Source organism: Aurantimonas endophytica, assembly GCF_014196845.1.
Lineage (GTDB): Bacteria > Pseudomonadota > Alphaproteobacteria > Rhizobiales > Rhizobiaceae > Aurantimonas > Aurantimonas endophytica.
Genome location: NZ_JACIEM010000006.1, coordinates 175,317 through 201,249, shown reverse-complemented (window position 1 = coordinate 201,249; position 25,933 = coordinate 175,317). Strand labels below are relative to the sequence as shown.

Below are 25,933 nucleotides of genomic sequence, written 5' to 3'. Positions count from 1 at the left end.
ACCAAGCGATTGTAAACGCAGAAGGGCGCGGCAACCCCCTCGGCGCCGCGCCCTTCCGTCTACCCCCGCTTCCCCGCCAGGCGAATCATCGCCCGGGGAAAGTGCGGTACCCCTCATAGGTCAGATTGGCGGCAATCCGTTAAGCTTTCCTTAACGCGCGCCGCTCCCCAGCGCCTCGAGCACCCGCGCCCAGGAACGCTGGCCCTTGTGGAACGACGACATCTCGTACTTCTCGTTCGGCGAGTGGATCGCGTCATCGCCGAGACCGAAGCCGATCAGCAGCGATTCCGTGCCGAGCAGCTCCTTGAACTCGCCGACGACGGGGATCGAGCCTCCCATGGCGATCATTACGGCCGGCTTCGGCCATTCGTCCGAAAGCGCTGCCCTTGCAGCTCCGAGCCAGGGTGAGTCGAAGGGCAGCTGGATCGCCGGCGAGCCGCCGTGCTCCTCGAACTCGGCGGTGCAGTCGGCCGGCAGGCGCTCCGTCACGAACTGGCGGAAGGCCGCGCGGATATGCTCGGGGTCCTGCCGAGAGACCAGGCGGAAGGAGATCTTGGCATGTGCCTCGGCGGCGATCACCGTCTTGAAGCCCTCGCCGGTATAGCCGCCTTCGATGCCGTTGAACTCAGCTGTCGGGCGCGACCAGACCTGCTCCAGCACCGAACGGTCCTTCTCGCCGGCCGGCACCGACAGGCCGACCGCGCCGAGGAATTCCGCTTCTGAGAAGCCGAGCTCGTCCCAGATGGCCCGGACCGCGTCCGGCAGCTCGTCGACGCCTTCGTAAAAGCCCGGGATGGTCACCCGGCCATCGGCATCGTGGATGTCGGCAAGGATCTTCGCCAGCACCCGCACCGGGTTCTGCGCCGCGCCGCCGTAATAGCCCGAATGCAGGTCGCGGTTGGCGGCCTTGATCGTCACCTCCTCGCCGACCATGCCGCGCAGGCCGGTGGAGATCGCGGGGGTCTGGCGGTCCCACATGTTGGTGTCGCAGACCAGGGCAACGTCGGCAGTCAATTCCGCCCGGTTGGTCTCGAGGAAGGGACGCAGCGACGGCGAGCCCGATTCCTCCTCGCCCTCGAGGAAGATCGTCACCGTGCAGGGCAGTCCCCCGGTCTCCGCCTTGAAGGCGCGGCAGGCCTCGACGAAGGTCATCAGCTGGCCCTTGTCGTCGGCGGCGCCGCGGGCGACGATCCGCCGCGTGCCGTCCGGCATGATCACGATGCGCGGCTCGAACGGGTCGGTTTCCCAGAGCGCGACCGGGTCGACCGGCTGGACGTCATAGTGGCCGTAGAAGAGCACGTGCGGCGCGCCCTCCGGGCCGGCATGATGGGCGACCACCATCGGGTGGCCCGGCGTGTCGCGCACTGCGGCGTCGAAGCCGATCGCCGACAGGTCGCCGGCGAGATATTCGGCCGCGCGCCGGCAATCGGCGGCATAGGCCGGGTCGGTGGAGATGGAGGGAATCCGCAGGAGGTCGTTCAGTCGCTCGACCGAGCGGTCGAGATTGAGGTCGAGACAGGCGAGGACACTGTCGAGCTTGGGCATGGCACGGATCCCTGGAAAGGCGACGGGGTGGCGGCTGGCTGCCGACGCGCGACGAGCGGCGGGGCGAGCGGATGCCAATGCCTAGAGGAGCCGGTGCCGGGGGATCAAGGGCAGCCGACGAATTCGGCCGGTTATTTGGCCGCGCTGGGCCAGCGCGGACACGCGCCTAACAGGGTCTCGGGACCATAGCCATCGCGGGCAATCGAAGCAAAAGATCAAGCAACCCACAAGCAAAGAGAGCCGCCGCGGCCTGGAGGGGGATACACCGCGACGACTCCCTTGCTTTCAGCGAGCGACGGTCCCGGAGAGGGGGGAAGAGGACCGGATCGCTCTCAATTCGGCCCAGAGCGGGGGACGTGCTTTGGCCGAACACGGCACCAATGATGCCGTCCTCAACAAGATGCGACTCGCCCATAGGGAAATCAAGACCGCGCCCGGGCGCGTTCGTCACAACGGCGTGAAGATTTATTAACCGACGGTAACAAACACGGACTAGTGCCGCAACGCAAGGGGTCTGGTGACGTGACGTCGTGCGCCGTGCCCCTACCCTGCGCTCCCGAACCTCCGCCCGGCGGCGAGAAGCCGGTCGCCGTTTCCCGGCCAAAGGTGTGGAAGCCATCTTGCCCGAACGGTTGCGGAAAGTCCCCAAGCGGCCGATGGACTTGCGCCCGGACCCGCGATACCACCGGCGCATGAACAAGGGCGACCACCTCTTCCTCGTCGACGGCTCGGCCTACATCTTCCGGGCCTACCACGCGCTGCCGCCGCTCAGCCGCAAGTCCGACGGCATGCCCGTCGGGGCCGTCGCGGGCTTCTGCAACATGCTGTGGAAGCTCGTGGAAGAGTCGCGGGACACTTCGGTCGGTGTCGCGCCGACGCATTTCGCGGTGATCTTCGACCATTCCTCGACGACGTTCCGCAACGAGCTCTATTCCGAGTACAAGGCCAACCGGACGGCGCCGCCGGAAGACCTCGTGCCGCAATTCGCGCTGATCCGCGAGGCGGTGCGCGCCTTCGACCTGCCCTGCGTCGAAAAGCAGGGATACGAGGCGGACGACCTGATCGCCGCCTATACGTGCCGGGCGATCGAGGCGGGCGGGGACGTGACGATCGTGTCCTCCGACAAGGACCTGATGCAGCTGATCCGTCCGGGCGTCGTCCTCTACGACCAGATGAAGGACAAGCGGCTCGGGCGCGACGAGGTACACGAGAAGTTCGGCGTCTATCCGGAGAAGATGATCGACCTGCAGGCGCTGGTCGGCGACACCTCCGACAACGTGCCGGGCGTTCCCGGCATCGGCCCGAAGACGGCGGCCCAGCTGCTCGAGGAGTACGGCGATCTCGAGACGCTGCTGGCGCGGGCCGGCGAGATCAAGCAGGCGAAGCGGCGCGAGAACCTCCTCGCCTTCGCCGAGCAGGCGCGGCTGTCGAAGCGGCTGGTGACGCTTGACTGCGACACGCCGCTGGACGTGCCGCTCGACGATTTGTTCATCCACGAGCCGGATGGCGAGAAGCTCGTGTCCTTCCTGAAGGCGATGGAGTTCGTCACGCTGACGCGGCGCGTCGCGGCAAAGCTCGGTACCGACGCCAGCGAGGTGGCGCGGGCCGAAATCGCCGTCGAGGGTCCGGCAAGGGGTCCCGATCTCGATCCGGCCGTGGCGGCCGTTCCTTCCGGCTCGGCGCAGCTCTCCCTCACGCCGGCACAGCTGGCGGAAAGCCGCCGGGCGGCGGCGGCCAATTCGGTCTTCGACCGCAGCGCCTACGTGACAATCCGCGACGCCGCGACGCTCGCTGCCTGGATGGACGAGGCGCGCCAGACCGGCATTCTATCCATCGACACCGAGATCTCGTCGCTGTCGGCCATGACCGGCGACCTGATCGGCGTCTCCTTCGCCACGCGGGCCGGCCGGGCCGCCTATCTGCCGCTCGCCCATGTCTCCCCGTCGGGCGAGGCGGACCTCCTCTCCGACAAGAAGGTCGAGGAGGAGATCGGCCCGCAGGTGCCGTTCGCAGAGGCGATGGCGATCCTGAAGCCGGTGCTGGAGGACGCGGCGATCCTCAAGATCGGCCAGAACATCAAGTTCGACTATCTCGTCCTGCGGCGCCACGGGATCACCGTTTCGCCGTTCGACGACACGATGCTGATCTCCTACGCGCTCGATGCCTCCGCCTCGCTCGAGGGCCACGGCATGGACGAATTGTCCGAGCGGCTGCTCGGCCACAAGCCGATCTCCTACAAGGAGCTGTGCGGCTCGGGACGGGGTCTCAAGGCAATCGCCGCCTGCTCGATCGACAAGGTCACCGAATACGCCGCCGAGGATGCCGACGTGACGCTGCGGCTGTGGCTGGTGCTCAAGCCGCGCCTGGCAGCCGAGGGCCTCGCGTCCGTCTACGAGCGGCTGGAGCGGCCGCTGGTGCCAGTGCTGGCGCGCATGGAAGAGCGCGGCATCACCACCGACCGGCAGATCCTGTCGCGGCTGTCCGGCCGCTTCGCCCAGAAGCTGGCGGGGCTCGAGGCGGAGATCGCCGAGATGGCCGGCGAGGCGTTCAATCCCGGCTCGCCCAAGCAGCTCGGCGAGATCCTGTTCGGCAAGCTCGGGTTGCCGGGCGGGCGCAAGACCAAGACCGGCCAGTGGTCGACCGACGTGAAGGTGCTGGAGGAGCTCGCGGCCGAGGGCCACGAACTGCCGCGCCGCATCGTCGACTGGCGCCAGCTCGCCAAGCTCAAGGGCACCTATACCGACACGCTGCCGGCGCACATGGACCGCGAGGGGCGGATCCACACCAGCTACGCCATGGCGTCAACGACCACCGGCCGGCTCTCCTCCTCCGAGCCGAACCTGCAGAACATCCCGGTGCGCACCGAGGAGGGGCGGGCGATCCGCACCGCCTTCGTCGCGCCGCCCGGCAAGCTCCTGGTCTCGGCCGACTACAGCCAGATCGAACTCAGGATCCTCGCCCATATCGCGGACATCCCGCAGCTGAAGGACGCCTTCCGCCAGCGCCATGACATCCACGCCATGACCGCGTCGGAAATGTTCGGCGTGCCGGTGGAGGGGATGCCGGCCGAGGTGCGGCGGCGCGCCAAGGCGATCAATTTCGGCATCATCTACGGCATCTCGGCCTTCGGCCTCGCCAACCAGCTGTCGATCCCGCGCGACGAGGCGGGGCTCTACATCAAGCGGTATTTCGAGCGCTTCCCGGGCATCCGCGACTACATGGATTCGACCAAGGCCTTCGCCAAGGAGCATCTCTACGTCGAGACGCTGTTCGGCCGGCGGGTGCACTATCCCGACATCAAGTCGCCCAACCCCTCGGTGCGCGCCTTCTGCGAGCGCGCCGCGATCAACGCGCCGATCCAGGGCACGGCTGCCGACATCATCCGCCGCGCCATGATCCGGATGGAGCCGGCGCTGGCGGAGGCCGGCCTTTCGGCGCGCATGCTGCTGCAGGTCCATGACGAGCTGGTCTTCGAGGTCGAGGAGGACGAGGTGGCGGCGACACTGCCGGTCATCCGGCAGGTCATGGCGGAGGCAGCCCATCCCCGGGTCGACCTGTCGGTGCCGCTCGAAGTCGACGCCAAGGCTGCAGGCAATTGGGAAGAGGCGCACTGAGGACACGGCGGGTTGTAGAATTGTCGCACCCTGTGCCGGCTGCACAACCTTGCCTTGCCGGGTATGCCGGACGCGGTAAACTGGCGCCGTTCGTCCCTGCGCGGCCTGTCGCGCTCGACGATTCGACGGGCGAGTGGCGGCGGCGGAAGGTAATGGATCAACAGGAAAAAGAGCAGGCGGGCGCCAGCACGATGCCCGCCGGGGTCAGTGCGGCGGCGTTGGCGAAGGTGCCGCTGGCGCTGGTCCTGACCAATCCGCATCTCGACGGCAATCCGATCGTCTACGCCAACCGGGCCTTCGAGACGATCACCCGCTACAGCATCGAGGCGGCCATCGGACGCAACTGCAAGTTCCTGCAGGGTGACGAGACCGATCCGGAGCATGTGCGCCAGATCAGCGAGGCGCTCAGGGAACGGCGGGACGTCTCGGTCGACATCGTCAACTACCGGGCCGACGGAACCAAGTTCCTCAACCGACTGATGATCACGCCGCTCTACGACGACGACGGCAAGCTCCAGTGCTTCCTCGGCGTGCAGCGCGACATGAGCGACGGCGCCGATCTCACCCACCCGGCAAACGACGACGCGGCCGGCGAACTGGACGCAGCGCTTGGCGAGATCCAGCACCGGGTGAAGAACCATCTGGCGATGATCATCGGCATGATCCGCATGCAGGCCCGCACCAAGACCAGCGAAGAATCCTTCCACGCGCTGGCCCGCCGGATCGAAAGCCTGCAGCTGCTCTACCAGGAGATGACCGAGGCGGGCGTCGGGTCGGCGCGCTCCAAGCGCCTGCCGCTGGGGGCCTATGTCAGCCGCATCGCCTCGACGATCGGCCATCTGGACGGTCGCCGGTCGGTGCGGGTCAATGTCGACTGCGACGCGGTCGAGGTGAGCGTCGAACGGGCTGCCCGCGTCGGCCTGCTGTTCTCGGAACTTCTCACCAACGCTCTCAAACACGCCTTTGCGGGTCGGGACGAGGGACTTGTCGAGGCGCGGCTGAAGATGCTGTCGTCCGGCGTCATCCGAATGACCGTCACCGACGACGGTGTCGGCCTGCCGGAAGGCAGCGACTGGCCCTATGGCGGTGCGCGCGCGCCGGCCCCTATCGATGAGGAGACCGCAGCCACCGTGCGCCAGGCGGCGGCCGAGGCGGTTGCCGATGCGGAACCCAACGCCGCGCGCGAGATCGCCGAGGCGATCGGGATGGGCCGTTCTGCGGAGTCCGGCGACGGCAGCGCCGTCGTCGAGACCGGCGAGCAGGCGGACCGCCGGCGCCGTGCGCGCGAGGCGCAGCGCGGGCTCGGCGGCCGGATCGCGGTGTCGCTGGTGCGCGGGCTCGGTGCCCGGCTCGACGTCAATACCAACACTTCCGGCACCACGGTGACGGTCGACATTCCCCCTGACCCCGAGGATTGATGGCAGAGTTGCAGAATACGGCGCGGGACCGGCTGATTGTCGGCCTCGACGTCGCCAACCGCGGCGAGGCAGAGACGATCGTCGATCGTCTCGGAGACACGGTGCTCTGGTACAAGATCGGCTACCAGCTGGCCTATGGCGGCGGCTTGCCGCTGGTCACCGACCTCACCCGGGCCGGCAAGCGGGTGTTCCTCGACCTCAAGCTGCTCGACATTCCCAACACGGTGGCAAAGGGTGTCGAGTCGGCGATCGGGCTCGGCGCCGCGATGCTGACCCTGCACGCCTATCCCCACGCGATGAGAGCGGCCGTCGCGGCTGCTCGCGGCAGCGATGTGACGTTGCTCGGCGTGACCGTGCTGACCTCGCTCGACGACGCCGACCTGACGGAAGCGGGCTACGCTATGGGGGTCGCCGATCTCGTGCGCCTCAGGGCCTCGCAGGCCCGCGACATCGGCATGGGCGGCATCGTCTCGGCGGTCTCGGAGGCTGCCGCGATGCGGGCCCTGCTTGGGCCCGACATGGCGATCGTGACGCCCGGCATCCGGCCGGCCGGATCGGCGGCGGGCGACCAGAAGCGCGTCGCGACCCCGGCGGAGGCCCTGGCGGCCGGCGCCTCGCATCTCGTCGTGGCGCGGCCGATCGTCCAGGCCGCCGATCCGCGGCAGGCGGCGGAGGCCATCCTGGCCGAGATGGACGCACCACGCGCGACAGGCTGATGCCCGGCATCAACCGGCAGACGACGACACACCGAGGAGGATACTGAATGGCGAAGGGTTACTGGATCGCGCGCGTCGACGTCCACGATGCCGAGGCCTACAAGGATTACGTCGCGACCGCCGCGCCGGCCTTCCAGCAATATGGCGCGAAATTCCTGGCGCGGGGCGGACGATACGTCCAGCTCGAAGGCCCCGTGCGCGGGCGCAACGTCGTCATCGAGTTCGACAGCGTCGAGACCGCCAAGGCCTGCTACGACAGCGAACAGTACCAGAAGGCGGCGGCGATCCGGCAGCGCTGCGCCGACGCCGAGATGGTCATCGTCGAGGGTCACGACAGCTGACATGGGCGCTGCGGCGGCCCCTATCTCCGGGCGCAAGCCGTTCCGGGGCATGGCGCCGAAGGGCTACCGGCTGCGGATGATGGAGCCGGGCGAGGCGGAGGCGCTGCTGGCGATCCGGCACGCTGCCGCAAAGCCGGGGGCGCAGCCCCTCGCGATGGCGGAGTTCATTCGTCTGCTGCTTGCACACGAGGTCTACGTCGCGGTGGCCAAGCGCGAGGATCGCGCGGTGGGATACGCCGTCGCAGGCGGCCAGGGGCCGATCTACTGGCTGGTCGAACATAACGTTGCCCCGGATCATCGCGGACGGGGTGTCGGTACGGCACTCCTCGATGCTGTGACGCGAAGGGCACGCTGGTTCGGCCATCGCACGCTGGCGCTTGCTGGCCCTGTCGGGCAGGATGGCGATGCGTCATTCTTTCGTCATTGCGGCTTCATGCCGATGTCACGGGCGGAACTGCCGCTACGGCCGGATCGCGACCCGCCGCCGGAAACGCCAGTCGTGGCAGCGACGGTAATGGTGAAACGGCTCTGACGGCCCGGCCGGGGGGAGCAACCAGCCGCCGTATTTGTGCGTTGCAGCAATAATTGCTATATCCGGTATCACTCTGGGAGCAGATCGGCGACTGATGTTGTACCACCTCTACGAAATGAACCATGCGGCACTCGTGCCGCTGCGCGCCGTGGCGGATGCCACGCGCCTGTTCTACCAGCATCCGCTCAACCCGATGTCCCACACCCACGCCGGACGTTCGATCGCCGCCGCCGCCGAGGTGTTCGAGCGCAACACGCGGGTCTACGCCAAGCCGGAATTCGGCCTCTACGAGACCGTCGTCGCAGGCCAGCGGGTTCCGGTCCAGGACAAGGTGGTCTGGGAGAAGCCTTTCGGGCGGCTGCTGCATTTCGAGCGCGCGCTGCCGCCTCGGCACGGGAAGGATCCCCGCATCCTGATCGTCGCGCCGATGTCCGGCCACTACGCGACGCTGCTGCGCGGCACCGTGGAGGCGCTGCTGCCCTATGCCGACGTCTACATCACCGACTGGACGGATGCGCGCAAGGTACCGATCACCGAAGGCCGCTTCGACCTCGACGACTATGTCGACTACCTGATCGAGATGCTGCGGTTCCTCGGCCCCGACACGCATGTGGTCGGCGTCTGCCAGCCGGCGGTGCCGGTGATCATGGCGACGGCGCTGATGGAAGCGGAGGAGGATCCGTGCGCCCCGGCGACGATGACGCTGATGGGCGGGCCGATCGACACGCGGGAGAACCCGACCGCGGTCAACCGGCTGGCGCAGGAAAAGGGCATCGACTGGTTCCGCGAGAAGGTCATCATGCCGGTGCCCTTCCCGCAGCCGGGCTTCATGCGGCCGGTCTATCCGGGCTTCCTGCAACTCACCGGCTTCATGTCGATGAATCTCGACCGGCACATGACGGCCCACAAGGAATTCTTCTGGCACCTCGTCAAGGATGACGGCGACTCGGCCGACAAGCACCGGGGCTTCTACGACGAGTACAACGCCGTGATGGACCTGACGGCGGAGTTCTATCTCCAGACGGTGGAGGAGGTGTTCATCAAGCACTCGCTGCCGAAGGGCGAGATGATGCATCGCGGCAAGCGCGTCGATCTCAAGGCGATCCGCCGGACGGCGCTGCTCACTGTCGAGGGCGAGAACGACGACATCTCGGGCGTCGGCCAGACCAAGGCGGCCCAGAAGCTCTGCATCAACATCACCGAGGACAAGCGCGTCCACTACATGCAGCCGAAGGTCGGTCATTACGGCGTGTTCAACGGCTCGCGCTTCCGCGCCGAAATCGCGCCGCGCATCGTCGACTTCGCGCTGACCCACGGCACCACCCATGCGGCCGCTTCGCTGCCGCGCAAGGCTGCCGCGCCGAAGACGGAAAACCTGAAGCCGGAGGCGCTCGCAACGCCGATCGAGAGCGCAACGAGCGCCAAGGCCGCCGAAAAACCAGCGGCAGCGACCGCTGCGCCGGCGGAGGCGAAGAAGCCGGTGGCACCCGCCAAGCCTGCCGCAAAGGCCAAGCCCGCCGCCAGGTCCAAGCCTGCTGCAAAGGCCGGGCCCGCCACGACGTCCGAAGACGCAAAGCCTGCCGCGAAGTCGGCCCGCGCGCCGGCCAAGCCGAAGGCCGACAAGCCGGCGGCTGCTGCAGCTCAGGGCGAGCCGCCGCGCCGCGCCGACAACGACCAGCCGGCCAGCGCGCCCGAGGCTTCGCCCGTCCCGGCGGCGCCCGCCGCGCCGGAAACGCCGGCCAAATCCGCCGCCAGGCCGAAGGCCGCCGCGTCGCGGGCCCCGCAGAAGAAGGAGCGGCGCAAGCCCGTGGCGCCGCAAGGCCCGCAGAAGCTGCGCATGGTGACGGCCGCGAGCCCGAAGTCGCCGACGCGTGCGGCGGCCGTATCGGCAGCTTCCACGGTGAAGTCGGCCGGCGATGCCGCGTCCGCCCCCGGCCCGGCAAACGCGGAAGCGACGCCTGCCGCGCCGGCAAAGGCGAAGGTCGCGCGGGTCAGCCGCAAGGCAACGGCCGATGCCGCCAAGAAGGGCAAGACCGGCACGCGGCAGAACCGCCGCACGCCGCGCGCCGGCAAGCGGACGCTCAGCAGCCGACGCTGATCCGGACGGGCTCCTGCAAAGCGGGAGCCGAGCGGGCGGCGCCGAAGCGCCGCCCCGTCAGGCCTCAGCCCGCGAGCTGGGCCTTCTTCTCCAGCCGGCGGCGATGCAGCACCGGCTCGGTGTAGCCCGAAGGCTGCACACGTCCCTCGAAGACGAGGTCGCAGGCGGCCTGGAAGGCGATCGAGTTGTCGAAGTCGTCGGCCATCTTCGTGTAGGCCGGGTCGCCAGCGTTCTGCTGGTCGACCTTTTCCGCCATCTCCTTCATCGCCGCCATCACCTCGTCCTTCGAGACGACGCCGTGATGCAGCCAGTTGGCGATGTGCTGCGAAGATATCCGGCAGGTGGCGCGATCCTCCATCAGACCGACATCGTTGATGTCGGGCACGGTGGAGCAGCCGATGCCCTGGTCGATCCAGCGCACGACATAGCCGAGGATACCCTGCGCGTTGTTGCGCAGCTCGCCGCGGATCTGCTCCTCCGGCCAGTTCGCCCGGTTGGCGAGCGGGATGGTCAGGATGTCGGCGAGGATCGCCCGGCGCCCCTTGGCGGCGATGGAATCCTGCCAGGCCAGCACATCGACCTTGTGGTAATGCGTCGCGTGCAGGGTCGCGGCCGTGGGGCTCGGCACCCAGGCGCAATTGGCACCGGCCTGCGGATGGCCGATCTTCTGGGCCAGCATGTCGTGCATCTTGGCGGGCGCCGCCCACATGCCCTTGCCGATCTGCGCCTTGCCGCGGAAGCCGCAGGCGAGACCCACGTCGACGTTCCAGTCCTCGTAGGCGGCGATCCAGGTGCGGTCCTTCATCACCGTCTTGCGGACCATGGGGCCTGCTTCCATCGAGGTATGGATCTCGTCGCCGGTGCGGTCGAGGAAGCCGGTGTTGATGAAGAACACCCGCTGGCGGGCGGCGCGGATCGCCTCCTTGAGGTTGACCGTGGTGCGGCGCTCCTCGTCCATAATGCCCATCTTCAGCGTGTAGCGGTCGAGACCCAGAACGTCCTCGACGCGGCCGAAGATCTCGTCGGAGAAGGCGACCTCTTCCGGCCCGTGCATCTTCGGCTTGACGATGTAGACCGAGCGGGTGCGCGAATTGCGCATGCCGCCGGTCTTCTTCAGGTCGTGCATGGCGATCATCGAGGTGATCATCGCGTCCAGCAGGCCTTCCGGCGCGTCCGATCCGTCGCTGAGCCGGATCGCCGGGTTGGTCATAAGGTGGCCGACATTGCGGATCAGCAGCAGCGAGCGCCCTGGCAGGGTGAACGGATGGCCGTCCGGTCCGACATAGTCACGGTCGGGGTTGAGCCGGCGCGTCACGGGCGTGCCGCCCTTGTCGAACGTGTCCTCGAGGTCGCCCTTCATCAGGCCGAGCCAGTTGCGGTAGACGGCAGTCTTGTCCTCGGCGTCGACGGCGGCGATGGAATCCTCGCAGTCGCAGATCGTCGAGACCGCCGATTCCATGAGCATGTCGGCGACATTCGCACGGTCGTTCTTGCCGACCCGGTGCGTGGCGTCGATCACGACTTCCAGGTGCAGGCCGTTGTGCTTGACGAGGATCGCCGAGGGCGAAGCCGCGTCGCCGCGGTGCCCGGCGAAAGCGGCGGGGTTCTTCAGCCTGGCGGTCTTGCCGCCGTTGAACTCGGCGACCAGCGTGCCGCCGGCGACGGAATAGCGCTCGACGTCGATATGCGAGATCCGGTCGAGCGGCGCCAGGCCGTCGAGGAAGCCCTTGGCCCAGCTGACGACGCGAGCGCCGCGGGCGCGGTCGTAGCCCTTGCCCTCCGGCATGTCGCCCATGGCATCGGTGCCGTAGAGCGCGTCGTAGAGCGAGCCCCAGCGGGCATTGGCGGCGTTCAACGTGTAGCGCGCGTTCATCAGCGGCACGACCAGCTGCGGGCCGGGGATCAGGGCGATCTCCGGATCGACATTCGCCGTGTCGATGGAAAAGTCCGGGCCTTCGGGAACCAGATAGCCGATGTCGCGCAGGAAGGACTGGTACTCCTTCATGTCGATGGTCTTGCCGCGGCGCTCGCGGTGCCAGTCGTCGATCTTCTCCTGCAGCGTGTCGCGCGTCTGCAGCAGTTCACGGTTCTTCGGCGCAAGGTCCTCGAGCATCGCGGCGAAGCCCTGCCAGAAGGCGTCGGCTTCGATGCCGGTGCCCGGCAACGCTTCCTGGTCGATGAAGGTCTTCAGTATCGCCGCGACCTTCAGGCCGTGAACATCGATCATATCCGGCATGCGCCCACTCCCGTTAGCTTCGGCTGCGGACATCGACCATGGTGTTCGCGAAGTCAAATCCTTCGGAGCAGGGACCGTTCTCCGCCTCGCGCGACGGCGAGGCCCCCTACTCGGGCCCCGGATCGGGTGCTTCCATCCCCGGCAGCTCGCCTTCAGGGGCGTTGCTCGCCTGCGAGAGGTAGAAGCTGGCGATGCCAACGAGGATGAACAGCACGATGCCGATGGCAACGGCGACTGGTGTCTTCATAGATATCTCCTTCGTGATGAAGGACGAAGCAGCAAGCCGTTCGTTCCGCGGCTCCCCGACAGACTTCTTGCCCGGGCATCGATCCGGTTCGAGGGATGTTCGCCGGCCGCGGCCTTGAGGTTTGCGTCCCGGCAGGTACTAATCGCGCCAAGAGCCATGCCGGCTCCATGGGAGGATCATGCATGAAGATTTTCAACCGGCTTGCCGGGACCGCCATCGTCGCAGCGCTTGCCTTTGCGCCCGTCAGCGCCTCGGCGCAGCAGTTCATCAACGTGCTGACCGGCGGCACGTCGGGCGTGTATTACCCGCTCGGCGTCGCCCTGGCGAAGGTCTACGGCGAGAACATCGAGGGCGTGAAGACCCAGGTGCAGGCCACCAAGGCCTCCGTCGAGAACATCAACCTGATCGCCCAGGGACGCGGCGAAATCGGCTTTGCGCTCGGCGATTCCGTCAAGGCGGCGGTCGAAGGCGACACCGATGCCGGCTTCCAGGCGCCGGTCGAGAATCTGCGTGCCGTCGCCGCGATCTATCCGAATTTCGTGCAGATCGTCGCTTCACGTGAATCAGGCGTGACCGATCTCGCGGGCCTGAAGGGCAAGGGCCTCTCGGTCGGCGCACCGGCATCCGGCACCGAGCTCAACGCACGGGCGATCTTCGAGGCGGCCGGGATGAGCTACGACGATCTCAGCAAGACCGAGTATCTGCCCTTCGCCGAATCGGTGGAGCTGATCAAGAACCGCCAGCTGGACGCCACGCTGCAGTCGGCCGGGCTGGGCGTCGCCTCGATCCGCGATCTTGCCTCGTCGCTGCCGATCAACGTCGTCGCGGTCCCGGCGGAGATCGCCGAGACGCTCGGCGCGCCGTTCCAGGCGGCGGAGATCCCCGCCGGCACCTATGACGGCCAGGATGAAGCCGTGCCGACGCTGGCGATCACCAACATCCTCGTCACGTCGAGCGATGTGGACGAGGAACTCGTCTACCAGATGACCAAGCAGCTCTTCGAGCACATCCCGGATCTCGTCGCAGCGCATAACGCGGCGACGGCGATCGATCCGGCGACGGCGGCGAAGAACCTGCCGGCACCGCTGCATCCGGGCGCCGAGCGCTACTACAAGGAAGCCGGCCTGCTCTAGGCCACTCCCGCCCCCGGCAGGCCTTGATCGACAGGCCCGGCCGGGGGCGTTTGCGCCCTTCTGCCCGCGTCGGTAATGTCCCGCGCGACAGGGGTTCGGGAGATTCGCATGACCAGCCAGAGCGCTGCCCACAAGCCGGACGGGGCGGAGACCGGCGGCGGCGAGAATGCCGAGCTGCAGGATCCGCTGGCCTCGGCTTTTCCCGCCAGCCTCGAAGGCAGGATCCTCTTTGCGATCGCCTTCCTGTTCTCGATCTTCCAGCTCGCCACCGCCGCACATCTCCTCGACATGCCCTCGCAGATCGTTCGGGCGATCCATGTCGGCTTCCTCTGCCTGCTCGGCCTGCCGCTGGTCGCCGTCATCCGGGGCGAGAGCGCGCCGGTGCGGGCGGTTTTCTGGGCCCTCGGCATGCTGGGCATGGCCGTGGCGGCGTATCAGTGGTGGGAATACGAGGCGCTGATCTTCCGCGCCGGCCTGCCGCTGCCGGCGGACACGGCGGTCGGCGTCGCCGCCCTCGTCATCCTGTTTGTCGCGACCTGGCGGATCATGGGCCCGGCATTGCCGATCATCGCCGGCGCCTTCCTCGCCTACTGCCTGTTCGGCAACTATTTGCCGTCGCCCTTCGTCACCCGCGGCTACGACTTCTCGCAGGTCATCGACCACATGGCCTTCGGCACCGAGGGCATCTACGGCATCCCGACCTACGTCTCCTCCACCTACATCTTCCTGTTCATCCTGTTCGGCTCGTTCCTCGAGCGCGCCGGCATGATCAAGCTCTTCACCGACGTCTCGCTCGGCCTCGTCGGCGGGGCGCGGGGCGGCGCGGCGAAAGTGGCGGTGATCTCCTCCGGCCTGATGGGCACGATCTCCGGTTCCGGCGTCGCCAATGTCGTAACGACCGGGCAGTTCACCATCCCGCTGATGAAGCGCTTCGGCTACCGGCCGGCCTTCGCGGGCGGCGTCGAGGCGACTGCCTCCATGGGCGGGCAGATCATGCCGCCGGTGATGGGCGCCGTCGCCTTCATCATGGCCGAGACGCTGAACGTGCCCTATGCCGCGGTCGTCCAGGCCGCGATCATCCCGGCGCTGCTGTATTTCGGCTCGGTGTTCTGGATGGTGCATCTGGAGGCGGGCAAGCGCGGCCTGATGGGCCTGACGCGCGCCGAACTGCCCTCGCCGCTGAAGGCGCTGCGCGAGGGCTGGTACCTCTTGCTGCCGCTCGGCGTGCTCGTCTGGCTGCTGTTCTCCGGCTACACCCCGCTCTATGCCGGGACGATCGGCCTCGCCCTGACCGCTCTGCTGATCATCGGCGCGCCGCTCGCCGGGCGGATCCCGGTCCAGGCGCTGCGCTACGTCTTCTGGATCGGGCTCGGCGTATCGGCCGCCTCGTTCTTCCAGTACGGCATCATGCCGGTGGCGGTGACGCTGGTGGTGCTGATGCTGCTCGCGGTCCTTTTCCGCGGCGGCCGCGAGACGCTCCTGCTTACCCGGGACGCGCTCGCCGAGGGCGCCAAGACCGCCCTGCCGGTCGGTATCGCCTGCGCCATCGTCGGCATCATCGTCGGCACGATGACGCTGACCGGCGTCGCCAACACGTTCGGCCAGTTCATCGTGGCAGTCGGTGACAGCTCGCTGTTCCTGTCGCTGGTGCTGACGATGATCACCTGCCTGATCCTCGGCATGGGGATCCCGACCATCCCCAACTACATCATCACCGCCTCGATCGCCGGCCCGGCGCTGCTGGCGCTCGGCGTGCCGCTGATCGTCAGCCACATGTTTGTGTTCTATTTCGGCATTCTCGCCGACCTGACACCGCCGGTGGCGCTGGCCTGCTACGCGGCCGCACCGATCGCCAAGGCGCCCGGGCTGCAGATCTCGTTCCAGGCCGTGAAGGTGGCACTCGCCGGCTTCGTCATCCCGTTCATGGCGGTCTACACGCCGGCGCTGATGCTGCAGGACGGCGGACCGCTCAGCGACGCAATCGGTTTCTGGCCAGCCGTCGTCTACATCGTCTTCAAGACGTCGCTGTCCATCGCGCTATGGGGCGCTGCGGCGATCGGATTCCTTCTGACGCCGCTGAAATGGTGGGAGCGCATTGTTGCCACCGTCGCCGCGTTCACGCTGGTCGCGGCGCTGCCGATCACCGACGAGATCGGCTTCGGCCTGGCTGCGGCGTTCATTGCCTGGCACGTCTATCAGCGGCGCCGGCACGGCGCGCCGGCCATCGCCAACCAGACCGGCGGCGGCACGACGCCGCGCCGCCCGGCGGACAAGGGCGTCTCCGCCGCCGAATGATCTGCATCCTCGCCGCCGGCAAGACGCTGACCCTGGCGGCGTCCGCCTTCGCCCTCTCCTGGACCCATTCCGTCGAAAAGACCCGGTGGGAAGAAAGCTGGCGCGCCGGCCCTGCGGGCCTGACGGTGGTCGAGGGCAGGATCGCGGGATCCGGCGCGGGCATGGAGCCGCCGGAGGGCGCCGTGCGCGACGGCAACGCCTATGTCTACCGGCCGGACGTGCCGGCAATCCCGGAACTCGTCCTCGCCGCTTCCGGCGCCACCGGCTCGGGCTGGACGCTCTGTCCGGCCGAGGCCGGGAGCGGCTCCTGCCTCACGCTCGGGGCGGAGCAGGGGCCGCCGATCCTGGTGCGCTGGTGCGATTTGCCTCTCGGCACCGACCGGGACCCGCGCTAGACTCGGCGCAATGCAAGGAAGCCAGGAGCAGACAGCATGTCATTCACCGGAGCGATCCAGTCGGCCCTCTCCCAGTACGCGACCTTCCGCGGCCGGGCCCAGCGCGCCGAGTTCTGGTGGTTCGTGCTGTTCATGCTGCTCGGCAATCTGGTGTTCGGCCTGCTCGACGGCCTGGTCGTCGGGCCGATCCTCGGCTTCTCGCCGTTCTCCTTCGAGGGCGCGCAGCCGCTTGGCTCGCTGTTCAGCCTCGCGGTCTTCATCCCGTCGCTGGCCGTCGGCGCTCGGCGCATGCACGATACCGGTCGGTCCGGCTGGTGGCTCCTGATCAACCTCGTGCCGGTGGTCGGCTGGGTGATCTATCTGTATTTCGCCAGCCAGCCCGGCGAGCGGGCCATCAATGCCTACGGCCCGCCGCCGCGGGCTGCGGGTGCCCTGCGTCCATCGCGGCGCCCGTAGAAGGCCTAGCGCTGCGCGTCCCGCCAGCCGGGATTGATCCACGGGAGCTTGTCCGGCTCCGGCGCCAGGAGGCCCTCGCCGAGAATGTGATCGGCGGCCTTCTCGCCCACCATGATCGACGGGCCGTTGAGATTGCCGTTCGTGATGCGCGGGAAGATCGAGGAATCGGCCAGGCGCAGGTTCTGCGTCCCGATCACGCGGCATTCCGGATCGACGACCGCGTCCGGATCCTCGGCCGCGCCCATCCGCGCCGCGCCGCACGGGTGGTAGGCGCTCTCGGCATGGGCGGCGATGAAGCCGTCGAGTTCGTCGTCGCTCTTCAGCGCGGCGCCCGGCTGGATCTCCGGTCCCCGGTAAGGGTCGAAGGCGGGCTGGCCGAAGATCTCGCGGGTCAGCCGGATCGCCTGGCGGAACTCGGCGAAATCGTCCTCATGCGACATGTAGTTGAAGCGGATCGCCGGCGGCTCGGAAGGGTCGCTGCTCTTCAGCCGGATGTGGCCGCGCGACTTCGACCGCATCGGCCCGACATGCGCCTGGAAGCCGTGGCCGGCCGCCGCCGCCTGGCCGTCGTAGCGGATCGCGCCGGGCAGGAAATGATACTGGATGTCGGGATACTCGATGCCCGGTGCGGAGCGGATGAAGCCCGCCGCCTCGAAATGGTTGGTGGCGCCGTGGCCGGTGTGGAGCATCATCCATTCGAGCCCCACCCGCCCCTTGCCGAAGAGGTTGAGATAGCCGTTCAGGGTGATCGGCTGGGTGCAGGACTGCTGGATGTAGAGCTCCAGGTGATCCTGCAGATTGCTGCCGACGCCGGGACGCGGCAGGCGCGTGTCGATGCCGACGCGCGATAGCTCGGCCGCGTCGCCGACGCCCGAATGCATCAGCAGGAGCGGCGAGTTGATGGCGCCGGCGGCGAGCACGACTTCGCGCCGCGCCTTGACGAGGCCGGTGCGACCGGCACCGCGCAGGCCCGGACGGGTGACCTCGACGCCGGTGGCGCGCAGTTCCCCGCCGCCCTGCTCGAAGGCGACGCGCAGGGCGCTGCCATGCAGGAGCCGGCAATTGCCGCGGGCGATGGCCGGCCGCAGATAGGCGTTGGCGGCCGACCAGCGGCGCCCGCGCCAGATCGTCTGCTGCATCGGGCCGAAGCCCTCCTGCGCGTAGCCGTTATAGTCGTCGGTCACCGGATAGCCGGCCTCGCGCCCGGCCTCGATGAAGGTCTGGTAGAGCGGGTTCAGCATGTCGCCCCGGCGCACGTTCAGCGGCCCCCTGGTGCCCCGCCAGGCCGGATCGCCGCCCTCGAAGGCCTCCATGCGCTTGAAATAGGGAAGCACGTCGGCAAAGGACCAGCCGGCCGCGCCGGTCTCCGCCCAATGATCGAAGTCCTTGGCGTGGCCGCGCACATAGACCATGCCGTTGATCGAGGACGAGCCGCCGATCACCCGGCCGCGAGGCGTCGCCAGCCGGCGGCCGCCGAGCGCCGGTTCGGGCTCGGCGCGATAGCCCCAGTCGTACCGGCGCATGTTCATCGGGAAGGAGAGCGCGCCTGGCATCTGGATGAACGGCCCCGCGTCGGTACCGCCCGCCTCGATCACCACGACGTCGTAGCGGCCGGATTCCGACAGGCGGTAGGCGAGCGCCGAGCCGGCCGATCCCGAACCGACCACCACGTAGTCGGCTTCGTCCAAGACTTTCATTTCACACCCATTTCGGCATCGATGTAGCGTTCGACCATGGCGATGGCGGTGGCCCCGTCCGGGGCGGTGAGCGGCGTCAGCGCCTGGCGCAGCCAGACGCCGTCGATCATCGCGCCGGCGGCAGCCGCCACGCCGTGCGCCCGCGGCATGCCGAGCAGCGGCGCCAGCGCCGATACGAGGTTGGTTTCCAGCCGCCGGAAATACAGCCGCAGCAGGCGTGCCGCCTCGGCCGAGCGGCGGGCATAGAGATAGAACGCCAGCCAGGCGGCGATCGCCTCGCTCACGAACTGGCTCGGGTCGAACGAGGCCTCGATGATGGCCGACACCCGCTGGCGCGGCCCATTCGCCTGCCGCAGCCGGCTTGTGACCCCGGCGCGGAAGCCCTGCAGGAGATAGCGCATCGCGGCGATCAGGAGGTCGTCCTTGGTGCCGAAATAATGATGGACGAGCGCGGGCGACACGCCGGCGCGCACGGCGATGTCGGCGACGGTCACGTCGAGCGAGCCGGCGGCCTCGATGGCGCCGATCGTCGCGACGATCATCGCCTCACGCCGCGCCGTCTCGCCGCGACCGTTTCGATGATGGGAGAGGTGGGACATGGTCGTAAGATATGAATGTTGATTGATCAGTCAATCAACGTTCCGGATGAAACGCAACGGCTGCGCTGCAGTGCCGCATCGACCTGTTCAAGCGGCTCCGGCCTTGCCTATGATCCCCCTGCCAGGGCGCTCCACGCGCCGACCCACGGAAGGATGTGACATGCGGCTTCTTCTCAGCACCGCCGCCGCCCTCGCGATCGTCGCGGCGGCCGGTGGCATCGCGCAGGCCGAGTACCGGCTGACCATCCTGCACACCAACGACTTCCACAGCCGGATCGAGCCGATCAACAAATACGACTCCACCTGCTCGGCGGAGGAAGCGACGGCCGACGCATGCTTCGGCGGTTCGGCCCGGCTCTTCACCGCCATTAGGGCGGCGCGTGAATCCGCCACGAACCCCATCCTCGTCGATGGTGGCGATCAGTTTCAGGGCTCGCTGTTCTACAACCATTACAAGGGCAAGGCCGCGGCGGAGATGATGAACGCCATCGGCTACGACGCCATGACCGTCGGCAATCACGAGTTCGACGACGGGCCGGAGGTGCTGCGCGCCTTCATCGAGGCGGTGGACTTCCCGATCCTGCTTGCCAATGCCGATGTCAGCAAGGAGCCGGAACTCGCCGAGACGCTGAAGCCCTGGGCGGTGATCGAGCGGGGCGGCGAGAAGATCGGGCTCGTCGGCGTGACCCCGGTCAACACCGCGGAGCTGTCGAGCCCCGGCCCGAGGATCACCTTCCAGGAGCCGGTGGCCGCGCTCACTGAAGCGGTAGAGGCGCTGACCGACCAGGGCGTCGACAAGATCGTCGTCCTCAGCCATTCCGGCTACGAGGCGGACAAGCGCATCGCCGCCGCCGTTCCCGGGATCGACGTCATCGTCGGCGGCCATTCGCACACGCTGCTCGCCAACAACGACGACAAGGCCTCCGGGCCCTACCCGACCATGGTCAAGGGCCCCGACGGCCACGACGTGCCGATCGTCCAGGCCTATGCCTACGGCAAGTATCTCGGCGAGCTCGTCGTCACGTTCGACGATGCCGGCGTGGTCACCGAGGCAAGCGGCACGCCGCTGATCATGAACGGCACGATTCCGCAGGATTCCACCTTGGTGGCGCGCATCGACGAACTGGCGAAACCGCTGGAGGCGATCCGCACCAAGGTGGTGGCCCGCACCGCGGCGCCGCTCGACGGCGCGCCTCAGGTCTGCCGCATCGGCGAATGCAGCATGGGCAATCTCGTCGCCGACGCGATGCTCGACCGGGTGCGCGACCAGGGCGCCAGCCTCGCCATCACCAATGGCGGCGGCCTGCGCGCCTCGATCGACGAAGGCGAGGTGACGATGGGCGAGGTCCTCATGGTCCTGCCGTTCCAGAACACGTTGTCGACCTTCAAGCTGACCGGCGCCGACATCCGGGCGGCGCTCGAGAACGGCGTCTCACAGGTCGAGGAGGGCGGTGGCCGCTTCCCGCAGGTCTCGGGGCTGAAATTCACATGGTCGATGGACGCCGCGCCCGGCAGCCGCATCGGGACCGTCGAGGTCATGGAGGAGGATGGGTTCGTGCCGCTCGATCCGGCCAAGACCTATCTCGTCGTCTCCAACAACTTCCTGCGCGGCGGCGGCGACGGCTACAGCGTCTTCGCCGAGAAGGGCATCGAGGCCTATGATTACGGCCCGACCCTGGATGACGTGGTCGCCGCCTATCTCAGCCGCGACTCCGCACCGTATGAGCCTTACACCGACGGGCGCATCACGTTGGCCGAATAGGTCGGGACCGCCTCCTCCTTGCCGGGCGGGATCGGCCCGGCTAGGGCAAGGCTGGATTCGCGCCCGGCGATCCGCCAGGGGGAACGATGGATCTTGCACGAAACGAGATCGGCTGGCGCCACGCGCTCGCTGCGACAGCGATCGTCGCCGCCACGGCGGCGATCCTTTTATGGATGGGTCGCGTACCGATCTGCGACTGCGGCACCGTCAAGCTGTGGCACGGCACGGTCGTCAGCTCGGAGAACTCCCAGCATCTGTCGGACTGGTATTCCCCCTCCCACCTCATCCATGGCTTCCTGTTCTATTTCCTCACCTGGCTGCTGCTGCCGCGCCTGTCGCTCGGCGGTCGGCTGATCCCGGCGCTGCTCGTCGAATGCGCCTGGGAGATCGCCGAGAACACCGATGCGGTGATCCAGCGCTACCGCGAGGCGACCATCGCGCTGGACTATTTCGGCGACAGCGTCATCAATTCCGTCGCCGACATCGGCTTCATGGTGCTCGGCTTCTGGCTCGCCAGCCGGTTGCCGGTCTGGCTCACCGTGGCGATTGCGGTGTTCTTCGAGCTGTTCACGCTCTGGTGGATCCGCGACAATCTCACCCTCAACGTGCTGATGCTGGTCTGGCCGGTCGACGCGGTGCGCGTCTGGCAAGGTGGCGGCTAACGCCCTTTCACGAAATCACCCGGAGGCCGGAACGACGCCGCCATTGACCCGCGCCTTTTATGTTGATATCAACTCATATGTTCGGGCTGCCTTAAGTCGTTGGGGAGATCGCCATGCCAGTTGATCCGCAAGCCGCCGTCGAGATCAGCGCCTTTCGCTGGGTGCCGCCCTTCGCCCAGGGGCTGGTGCGGGATCTGCGCGTCCGCTGGGCACTGGAGGAAGCGGGCGCCGCCTACCGCGTGCGTCTGCTCGACGCGTTGAGCGAACGTCCCCACGACTATTTCCAGGAACAGCCATTCGGACAGGTGCCTGTGTATCGCGATGCCGACGTCCGGCTTTTCGAGAGCGGCGCCATCGTCCTGCACATCGCCGAGGGCACGCCGGCGCTGATGCCGGGAGACCGACCCGGCCGGGCCCGTACCGCGGCCTGGGTGTTCGCGGCGCTGAACAGTATCGAGCCGGTGATCACCGAACTCGCCACGATCGACCTGTTCCACCCCGACGCCGACTGGGCGCGCATCCGCCGCCCGGAGGTGGAGACGAAGGTGCGCACGCGGCTCGGCCGGCTGTCGGACCGGCTCGCCGGACGGCAGTATCTGGAGGACCAGTTTACCGCCGGCGACCTGATGATGACGACCGTCCTGCGCAATCTGCGCCATACCGAGCTCGTCGCCGCCGACCCCGTACTCGCCCCCTACCAGGCGCGCTGCGAGGCGCGGCCGGCGTTCAAGCGGGCGCTGGAAGCGCAGCTGGCACCGTTCCACCAGGGCGAACCCGCCGAGATGGCCTGACGGGCGCAGCACCGACCGCGAGAATTGCCCGGAGCGCGGTAACCGCGCATTAGCAGCGCCGCCGCTACCGTCGGAGCATGGCTCCGAAACGACGGTCACGACAGCGCAATGTGTCCCGCCGCCCCAGCGGCTCGACTTCCTCGCCGCGGCGGCTTTTCGGCGGCCGGCCGAAGCGGCGGCGCCAGTCACGGTTCTGGCCGCTGCTCCTCGTTGCCTGCGCCATCGCCTTTGCGTCGCCCTTTGCCGCCGATCGGCTCGCCGGCCTCAGCCTCGCCGCCGTGAAACTTCCGGAACTGCCGCGCGTCATCGCAGGCGGCCATGAGGTCATGCCGCGTTCCGTCGCCGTCAGGCCGGCAAACCGCCCCTTGCAATATCGCTCGATGCCGACCTGCAGCGGCGGCGCGCGGGCGGAGCGCGGCGTCACCTGCCTCGTCGACGGCGATACCGGCTGGGAGAAGGGCGAGAAATGGCGGATCGCCGGAATCGACACGCCCGAGCTCAGCAAGCCGGAATGCGCCGCCGAACGGCGGGCGGCCGTGGCGGCGCGGGACCGGATGCAGACGCTGATGGGCGGCGGCTATTCGCTGGCGGGTCACGGAACTGACCGCTACGGGCGCCGGCTGGTCACCGTGAGGCTATCGGACGGGCGCGACGCCGGCGAGGTGCTGGTGGCCGAAGGTCTGTCGCAGCGCTGGCCGAACCGCGGCAATCCCTGGTGCGGATGATGGCGGGAGCCGCTTAAGGACCGCGCCGGCCCGCTCGGCTTGCCAGACCGCGCGGCACGCCCCTATAGAAGGGATCCGGCCGCGCCGCTCGCACCGCCCGGCATCGGAGCAGGAAACCACCGCCGCGTGCCCGAATCTGACCTGCCGACCCATCCGCCCGTCTTGCCCACCGGGTCCGCCGACGGCGCGCCGTCCGACTTCCTCGCCGGGCTCGGCTGGAGCGAATTCTTTGCCGAACAGCTGACGCCGGACGAGACGGGTTTCGTTCGCGCCCGCATATCCGCCGTCCACCGCACGCGCCTGACCGCGGTCACCCCAACCGGGCAGGTCCGGCTGGCGCTGCCGCCGCATGCCAGCACCGCCGGATTCGCGGTCGGCGACTGGGTCCTCGCCGACCCGCAGACCCACGTGCTGCATCGGCGGCTGGAACGCCGCACGCTGATCTCGCGGCGCCTCGAAGGCAGCCGCGTGCCGCAGCTGACCGGCGCCAATGTCGACACGCTGTTCATCGTCACCTCCTGCAACGCCGACTTCAATCCCGCCCGGCTGGAGCGCTATCTGGCGCTCGCCAACGAGGCCGGGACCGAGCCGGTGATCGTGCTGACCAAGGCCGATACGGTCGAGGATGCCGCGGATTTCGTGCGCCAGGCCGCGGCGCTGCAGCGCGGGCTCGCGGTCGTCACGCTCAACGCCCGCAGCCCGGATGCCGCAGAGACATTGGCGCCCTGGTGCGGGCCCGGGCAGACCGTGGCGCTGATCGGCTCATCCGGCGTCGGCAAGTCGACGCTGCTGAACACGCTGGCCGGACCCGGGCAGGAGCGCCCGCAGGAGACAGGCGCGATCCGCGAGCACGATGCCAAGGGCCGCCACACCACGACCTCGCGCTCGCTGCACGCCATCGCGGCGGGCGGCTGGGTGATCGACTCGCCCGGCATGCGGACGCTGCATGTCAGCGATTCCGAGGGCGGCATCGACACGCTGTTCGCCGAGATCATCGAGCTCGCGCCGAACTGCCGGTTCCGCGACTGCACGCACCAGCATGAGCCCGGCTGCGCGGTGCTGGCGGCGGTCGAGGCCGGCACGCTCGATCCGGAACGCCTTGCACGATGGCGCAAGCTCCGGGACGAAAACCGCGACAACACGCCGGTCGTCAGCCACCGCGGCGCCGGCACCACGGGGCGCAGCCGCAAGCGCTGACCGGCCCGTCTTCGCGCGGGCCGTTAGCTCCCGCCGTCGGCGTAGAGCACCCGGTGGTCGAGCAGGAACCGCGCGAAGAGCGGCAGGCTCGCCGCCCCGATTTCCCGCGCGCCGGCGCCGATCGTGCCTTCGCGGATGTCGAGCGGCGACAGGCCCTGGCGCTCCAGCCTCGCCATCTCGCCCGCCGTCGCAGCGACCAGCCGGCCGCGAATGGAAGGCGGAAAGCTGCCGTCGATGACGGCGCATTCGAAGTCGTAGACGGCGCTCGCCGACACCAGCGCATGCGCCAGCGCCTTTGCCGCCGCCGTCAGCCAGCGCTCCAGCACAGGACCGAGCCCATCCCAGGCGGCTGCATGGCGCCAGATAGCTAGGGGATCGCCGCCTTCGGCCGCGATCATCTTTTCCAGCACATGGATCGAGGCGACGCCGATCAGCTGGCAGACGCCGCCCGCCCCGTCCGGAACCGGCATCGAGCCTATCGCCGCGGCGTTGCCCGTCCGTCCGGTGACGAGGTCGCCGTCGATGACGATGCCGCCGCCCACGAAGGCGCCGACGAACAGGTAGATATAGTCGGTAGAACGCGTCGCGCCGAAGACGTTCTCGGCGGCGCAGGCCGCCGTCGCGTCGTTGGCGAGATGCACCGACAGGCCGGTGACTTTTGCCAGCTCGGCGACGATGTCGACGGTGCGCCACTCGTCCATCGCTGCAACGGGCGCCCCGACCGAGTCCGGCCAGGACCACAGATCGAAGGGGATGGCGACGCCGAGCCCGGCGATCCGGGCCGCCAGGGCCGGCGCGAGGCCTGACGTCACCTCGACTTCCGCCTGGCGCACGAAGGCGAGGATCTCGGCGAGGCGCGGATAGGCGTAGGCGAGCCGGCGGCGCGCCCGCACCACGCCGACGAAATCCATCAGCACCAGCTCCACCGTCCGCCGGCCGATCTTCAGCCCCAGCGAGAACGCCCCGTCCGGGTTGAGCCGCATGGGCACGGAAGGCTGACCGACCCGGCCGCGGCGGGGTGTCTCGCGCAGCACCAGCGCTTCGGCCTCGAGCAAACGCATGATCACCGAGGCGGTCTGCGGCGACAGGCCGGAGCGGCGCGCGATATCGGCCCGGGCAATCTCGCCGTGGCGACGGATCAGGGTCAGCACCGCGCGCTCGTTGTGGGCGCGCAGGCCCGCCTGATTGGAGCCACGCATCCGCTCGTCGCCCCGATTTCGCGGCGTCTGCGTCATGGCATCGTTCGCTTGCATCGCCGCCTCCCTCTGCGCCCCGGCCGTGGCGCGTGCATGTCGACAGCCCCTCTTTGGTCCAGCAGGCAAAATCTCATTCGCGGGTCTCCCCGTCAATAAATAAATCCATCTGATTTATGTTCGTTGACAAGCCGTCACGGCTGGTGTTTCGTAGAGGCGATCGGGTCCGCGAGGAGGCGGCCCGGCCTCGCCGTCCGATTACGAAACCGGCGCCGGGGACA

The 25,933-nt window shown here is 68.4% G+C and carries 20 protein-coding genes and 1 pseudogene; 15 read left to right on the top strand and 6 right to left on the bottom strand.

From position 1 onward, the window contains the following. Positions 1-150: 150 nt before the first annotated feature. Positions 151-1,545, bottom strand: a complete 1,395-nt coding sequence (locus GGR03_RS21340) for a dipeptidase (RefSeq protein WP_183210815.1) — start codon at positions 1,543-1,545, stop codon at positions 151-153. A gap of 692 nt (positions 1,546-2,237) precedes the next feature. On the opposite strand from GGR03_RS21340, the gene polA reads away from it, so the two are divergent. The 6 genes and pseudogenes from polA to GGR03_RS24840 all read left to right on the top strand — a co-directional run. Continuing rightward, the gene (gene polA, locus GGR03_RS21335) at positions 2,238-5,159 is read left to right on the top strand and encodes a DNA polymerase I (RefSeq protein ID WP_183210814.1); all 2,922 of its coding nucleotides are present in this window, start codon (positions 2,238-2,240) and stop codon (positions 5,157-5,159) included. A 152-nt stretch (positions 5,160-5,311) separates the two neighbouring features. After that, positions 5,312-6,577, top strand: coding sequence for a PAS domain-containing protein (locus tag GGR03_RS21330; RefSeq protein ID WP_183210813.1), 1,266 nt, complete (start codon positions 5,312-5,314; stop codon positions 6,575-6,577). Then, a complete protein-coding gene (gene pyrF / locus GGR03_RS21325; protein WP_183210812.1) occupies positions 6,577-7,293 on the top strand; it encodes an orotidine-5'-phosphate decarboxylase in 717 nt (238 codons plus the stop codon). The genes GGR03_RS21330 and pyrF overlap by 1 nt, the downstream gene beginning before the upstream one ends. A 47-nt stretch (positions 7,294-7,340) precedes the next feature. Next, positions 7,341-7,634: a DUF1330 domain-containing protein gene (locus GGR03_RS21320; protein WP_183210811.1), complete on the top strand. Its 294-nt coding sequence runs from the start codon at positions 7,341-7,343 to the stop codon at positions 7,632-7,634. Position 7,635: 1 nt separating this feature from the next. Then, a complete protein-coding gene (locus GGR03_RS21315; protein ID WP_183210810.1) occupies positions 7,636-8,166 on the top strand; it encodes a GNAT family N-acetyltransferase in 531 nt (176 codons plus the stop codon). A gap of 94 nt (positions 8,167-8,260) precedes the next feature. After that, positions 8,261-9,481 (top strand): annotated as a pseudogene (locus tag GGR03_RS24840) (polyhydroxyalkanoate depolymerase); the annotation flags it as partial. An 847-nt stretch (positions 9,482-10,328) separates the two neighbouring features. On the opposite strand, the gene GGR03_RS21305 reads toward GGR03_RS24840, so the two are convergent. Next, entirely contained in the window at positions 10,329-12,500 is a 2,172-nt protein-coding gene (locus GGR03_RS21305; protein WP_183210808.1) for a malate synthase G, read from the bottom strand. A 106-nt stretch (positions 12,501-12,606) separates the two neighbouring features. Beyond that, positions 12,607-12,747 (bottom strand): hypothetical protein, encoded by a 141-nt coding sequence (locus GGR03_RS21300; protein ID WP_183210807.1) that lies wholly within the window; start codon positions 12,745-12,747, stop codon positions 12,607-12,609. A 182-nt stretch (positions 12,748-12,929) separates the two neighbouring features. On the opposite strand from GGR03_RS21300, the gene GGR03_RS21295 reads away from it, so the two are divergent. The 4 genes from GGR03_RS21295 to GGR03_RS21280 all read left to right on the top strand — a co-directional run bounded on the left by GGR03_RS21295 (position 12,930) and on the right by GGR03_RS21280 (position 17,026). Next, positions 12,930-13,880 carry a TAXI family TRAP transporter solute-binding subunit gene (locus GGR03_RS21295; protein ID WP_183210806.1) on the top strand — a complete coding sequence of 317 codons (951 nt, stop codon included), beginning with the start codon at positions 12,930-12,932 and terminating at the stop codon, positions 13,878-13,880. A gap of 108 nt (positions 13,881-13,988) precedes the next feature. Beyond that, the gene (locus GGR03_RS21290) at positions 13,989-16,175 is read left to right on the top strand and encodes a TRAP transporter permease (RefSeq protein WP_183210805.1); all 2,187 of its coding nucleotides are present in this window, start codon (positions 13,989-13,991) and stop codon (positions 16,173-16,175) included. Continuing rightward, complete coding sequence (locus GGR03_RS21285; RefSeq protein ID WP_183210804.1) at positions 16,172-16,570, top strand: DUF1850 domain-containing protein; 399 nt, start codon at positions 16,172-16,174, stop codon at positions 16,568-16,570. The genes GGR03_RS21290 and GGR03_RS21285 overlap by 4 nt, the downstream gene beginning before the upstream one ends. 36 nt (positions 16,571-16,606) lie before the next feature. After that, positions 16,607-17,026: a DUF805 domain-containing protein gene (locus GGR03_RS21280; RefSeq protein WP_183210803.1), complete on the top strand. Its 420-nt coding sequence runs from the start codon at positions 16,607-16,609 to the stop codon at positions 17,024-17,026. 5 nt (positions 17,027-17,031) lie between these two features. Here GGR03_RS21280 and betA read toward each other — a convergent pair whose 3' ends face one another. Next, positions 17,032-18,723 carry a choline dehydrogenase gene (gene betA / locus GGR03_RS21275; RefSeq protein ID WP_183210802.1) on the bottom strand — a complete coding sequence of 564 codons (1,692 nt, stop codon included), beginning with the start codon at positions 18,721-18,723 and terminating at the stop codon, positions 17,032-17,034. Next, positions 18,720-19,322: a transcriptional regulator BetI gene (gene betI, locus GGR03_RS21270; protein WP_183210801.1), complete on the bottom strand. Its 603-nt coding sequence runs from the start codon at positions 19,320-19,322 to the stop codon at positions 18,720-18,722. Before betI ends, betA begins: the two co-directional genes overlap by 4 nt. 160 nt (positions 19,323-19,482) lie before the next feature. Here betI and GGR03_RS21265 point away from each other — a divergent pair, with 160 nt between their 5' ends. From GGR03_RS21265 to rsgA, 5 genes are all read left to right on the top strand, one after another. Next, complete coding sequence (locus GGR03_RS21265; RefSeq protein ID WP_183210800.1) at positions 19,483-21,084, top strand: bifunctional metallophosphatase/5'-nucleotidase; 1,602 nt, start codon at positions 19,483-19,485, stop codon at positions 21,082-21,084. A gap of 86 nt (positions 21,085-21,170) precedes the next feature. Beyond that, positions 21,171-21,746: a DUF2585 family protein gene (locus GGR03_RS21260; RefSeq protein ID WP_183210799.1), complete on the top strand. Its 576-nt coding sequence runs from the start codon at positions 21,171-21,173 to the stop codon at positions 21,744-21,746. Between the two features lie 113 nt (positions 21,747-21,859). Beyond that, a complete protein-coding gene (locus tag GGR03_RS21255) occupies positions 21,860-22,537 on the top strand; it encodes a glutathione S-transferase family protein (protein WP_183210798.1) in 678 nt (225 codons plus the stop codon). A 110-nt stretch (positions 22,538-22,647) separates the two neighbouring features. After that, a complete protein-coding gene (locus GGR03_RS24835) occupies positions 22,648-23,262 on the top strand; it encodes a thermonuclease family protein (protein ID WP_183210797.1) in 615 nt (204 codons plus the stop codon). 162 nt (positions 23,263-23,424) lie between these two features. Beyond that, on the top strand, positions 23,425-24,459 hold the full coding sequence (rsgA, locus tag GGR03_RS21245) for a ribosome small subunit-dependent GTPase A (protein ID WP_183211064.1): 1,035 nt from the start codon (positions 23,425-23,427) through the stop codon (positions 24,457-24,459). A 23-nt stretch (positions 24,460-24,482) separates the two neighbouring features. On the opposite strand, the gene GGR03_RS21240 is transcribed toward rsgA, so the two are convergent. Continuing rightward, entirely contained in the window at positions 24,483-25,712 is a 1,230-nt protein-coding gene (locus GGR03_RS21240; protein ID WP_183210796.1) for an ROK family transcriptional regulator, read from the bottom strand. Positions 25,713-25,933 lie beyond the last annotated feature (221 nt).

What these genes read in the sequence shown, in the direction of transcription:
- GGR03_RS21340 (WP_183210815.1), bottom strand. Translation starts at nt 1,545, where the DNA reads ATGCCCAAGCTCGACAGTGTCCTCGCCTGTCTCGACCTCAATCTCGAC.
- polA (WP_183210814.1), top strand. Translation starts at nt 2,238, where the DNA reads ATGAACAAGGGCGACCACCTCTTCCTCGTCGACGGCTCGGCCTACATC.
- GGR03_RS21330 (WP_183210813.1), top strand. Translation starts at nt 5,312, where the DNA reads ATGGATCAACAGGAAAAAGAGCAGGCGGGCGCCAGCACGATGCCCGCC.
- pyrF (WP_183210812.1), top strand. Translation starts at nt 6,577, where the DNA reads ATGGCAGAGTTGCAGAATACGGCGCGGGACCGGCTGATTGTCGGCCTC.
- GGR03_RS21320 (WP_183210811.1), top strand. Translation starts at nt 7,341, where the DNA reads ATGGCGAAGGGTTACTGGATCGCGCGCGTCGACGTCCACGATGCCGAG.
- GGR03_RS21315 (WP_183210810.1), top strand. Translation starts at nt 7,636, where the DNA reads ATGGGCGCTGCGGCGGCCCCTATCTCCGGGCGCAAGCCGTTCCGGGGC.
- GGR03_RS21305 (WP_183210808.1), bottom strand. Translation starts at nt 12,500, where the DNA reads ATGCCGGATATGATCGATGTTCACGGCCTGAAGGTCGCGGCGATACTG.
- GGR03_RS21300 (WP_183210807.1), bottom strand. Translation starts at nt 12,747, where the DNA reads ATGAAGACACCAGTCGCCGTTGCCATCGGCATCGTGCTGTTCATCCTC.
- GGR03_RS21295 (WP_183210806.1), top strand. Translation starts at nt 12,930, where the DNA reads ATGAAGATTTTCAACCGGCTTGCCGGGACCGCCATCGTCGCAGCGCTT.
- GGR03_RS21290 (WP_183210805.1), top strand. Translation starts at nt 13,989, where the DNA reads ATGACCAGCCAGAGCGCTGCCCACAAGCCGGACGGGGCGGAGACCGGC.
- GGR03_RS21285 (WP_183210804.1), top strand. Translation starts at nt 16,172, where the DNA reads ATGATCTGCATCCTCGCCGCCGGCAAGACGCTGACCCTGGCGGCGTCC.
- GGR03_RS21280 (WP_183210803.1), top strand. Translation starts at nt 16,607, where the DNA reads ATGTCATTCACCGGAGCGATCCAGTCGGCCCTCTCCCAGTACGCGACC.
- betA (WP_183210802.1), bottom strand. Translation starts at nt 18,723, where the DNA reads ATGAAAGTCTTGGACGAAGCCGACTACGTGGTGGTCGGTTCGGGATCG.
- betI (WP_183210801.1), bottom strand. Translation starts at nt 19,322, where the DNA reads ATGTCCCACCTCTCCCATCATCGAAACGGTCGCGGCGAGACGGCGCGG.
- GGR03_RS21265 (WP_183210800.1), top strand. Translation starts at nt 19,483, where the DNA reads ATGCGGCTTCTTCTCAGCACCGCCGCCGCCCTCGCGATCGTCGCGGCG.
- GGR03_RS21260 (WP_183210799.1), top strand. Translation starts at nt 21,171, where the DNA reads ATGGATCTTGCACGAAACGAGATCGGCTGGCGCCACGCGCTCGCTGCG.
- GGR03_RS21255 (WP_183210798.1), top strand. Translation starts at nt 21,860, where the DNA reads ATGCCAGTTGATCCGCAAGCCGCCGTCGAGATCAGCGCCTTTCGCTGG.
- GGR03_RS21240 (WP_183210796.1), bottom strand. Translation starts at nt 25,712, where the DNA reads ATGCAAGCGAACGATGCCATGACGCAGACGCCGCGAAATCGGGGCGAC.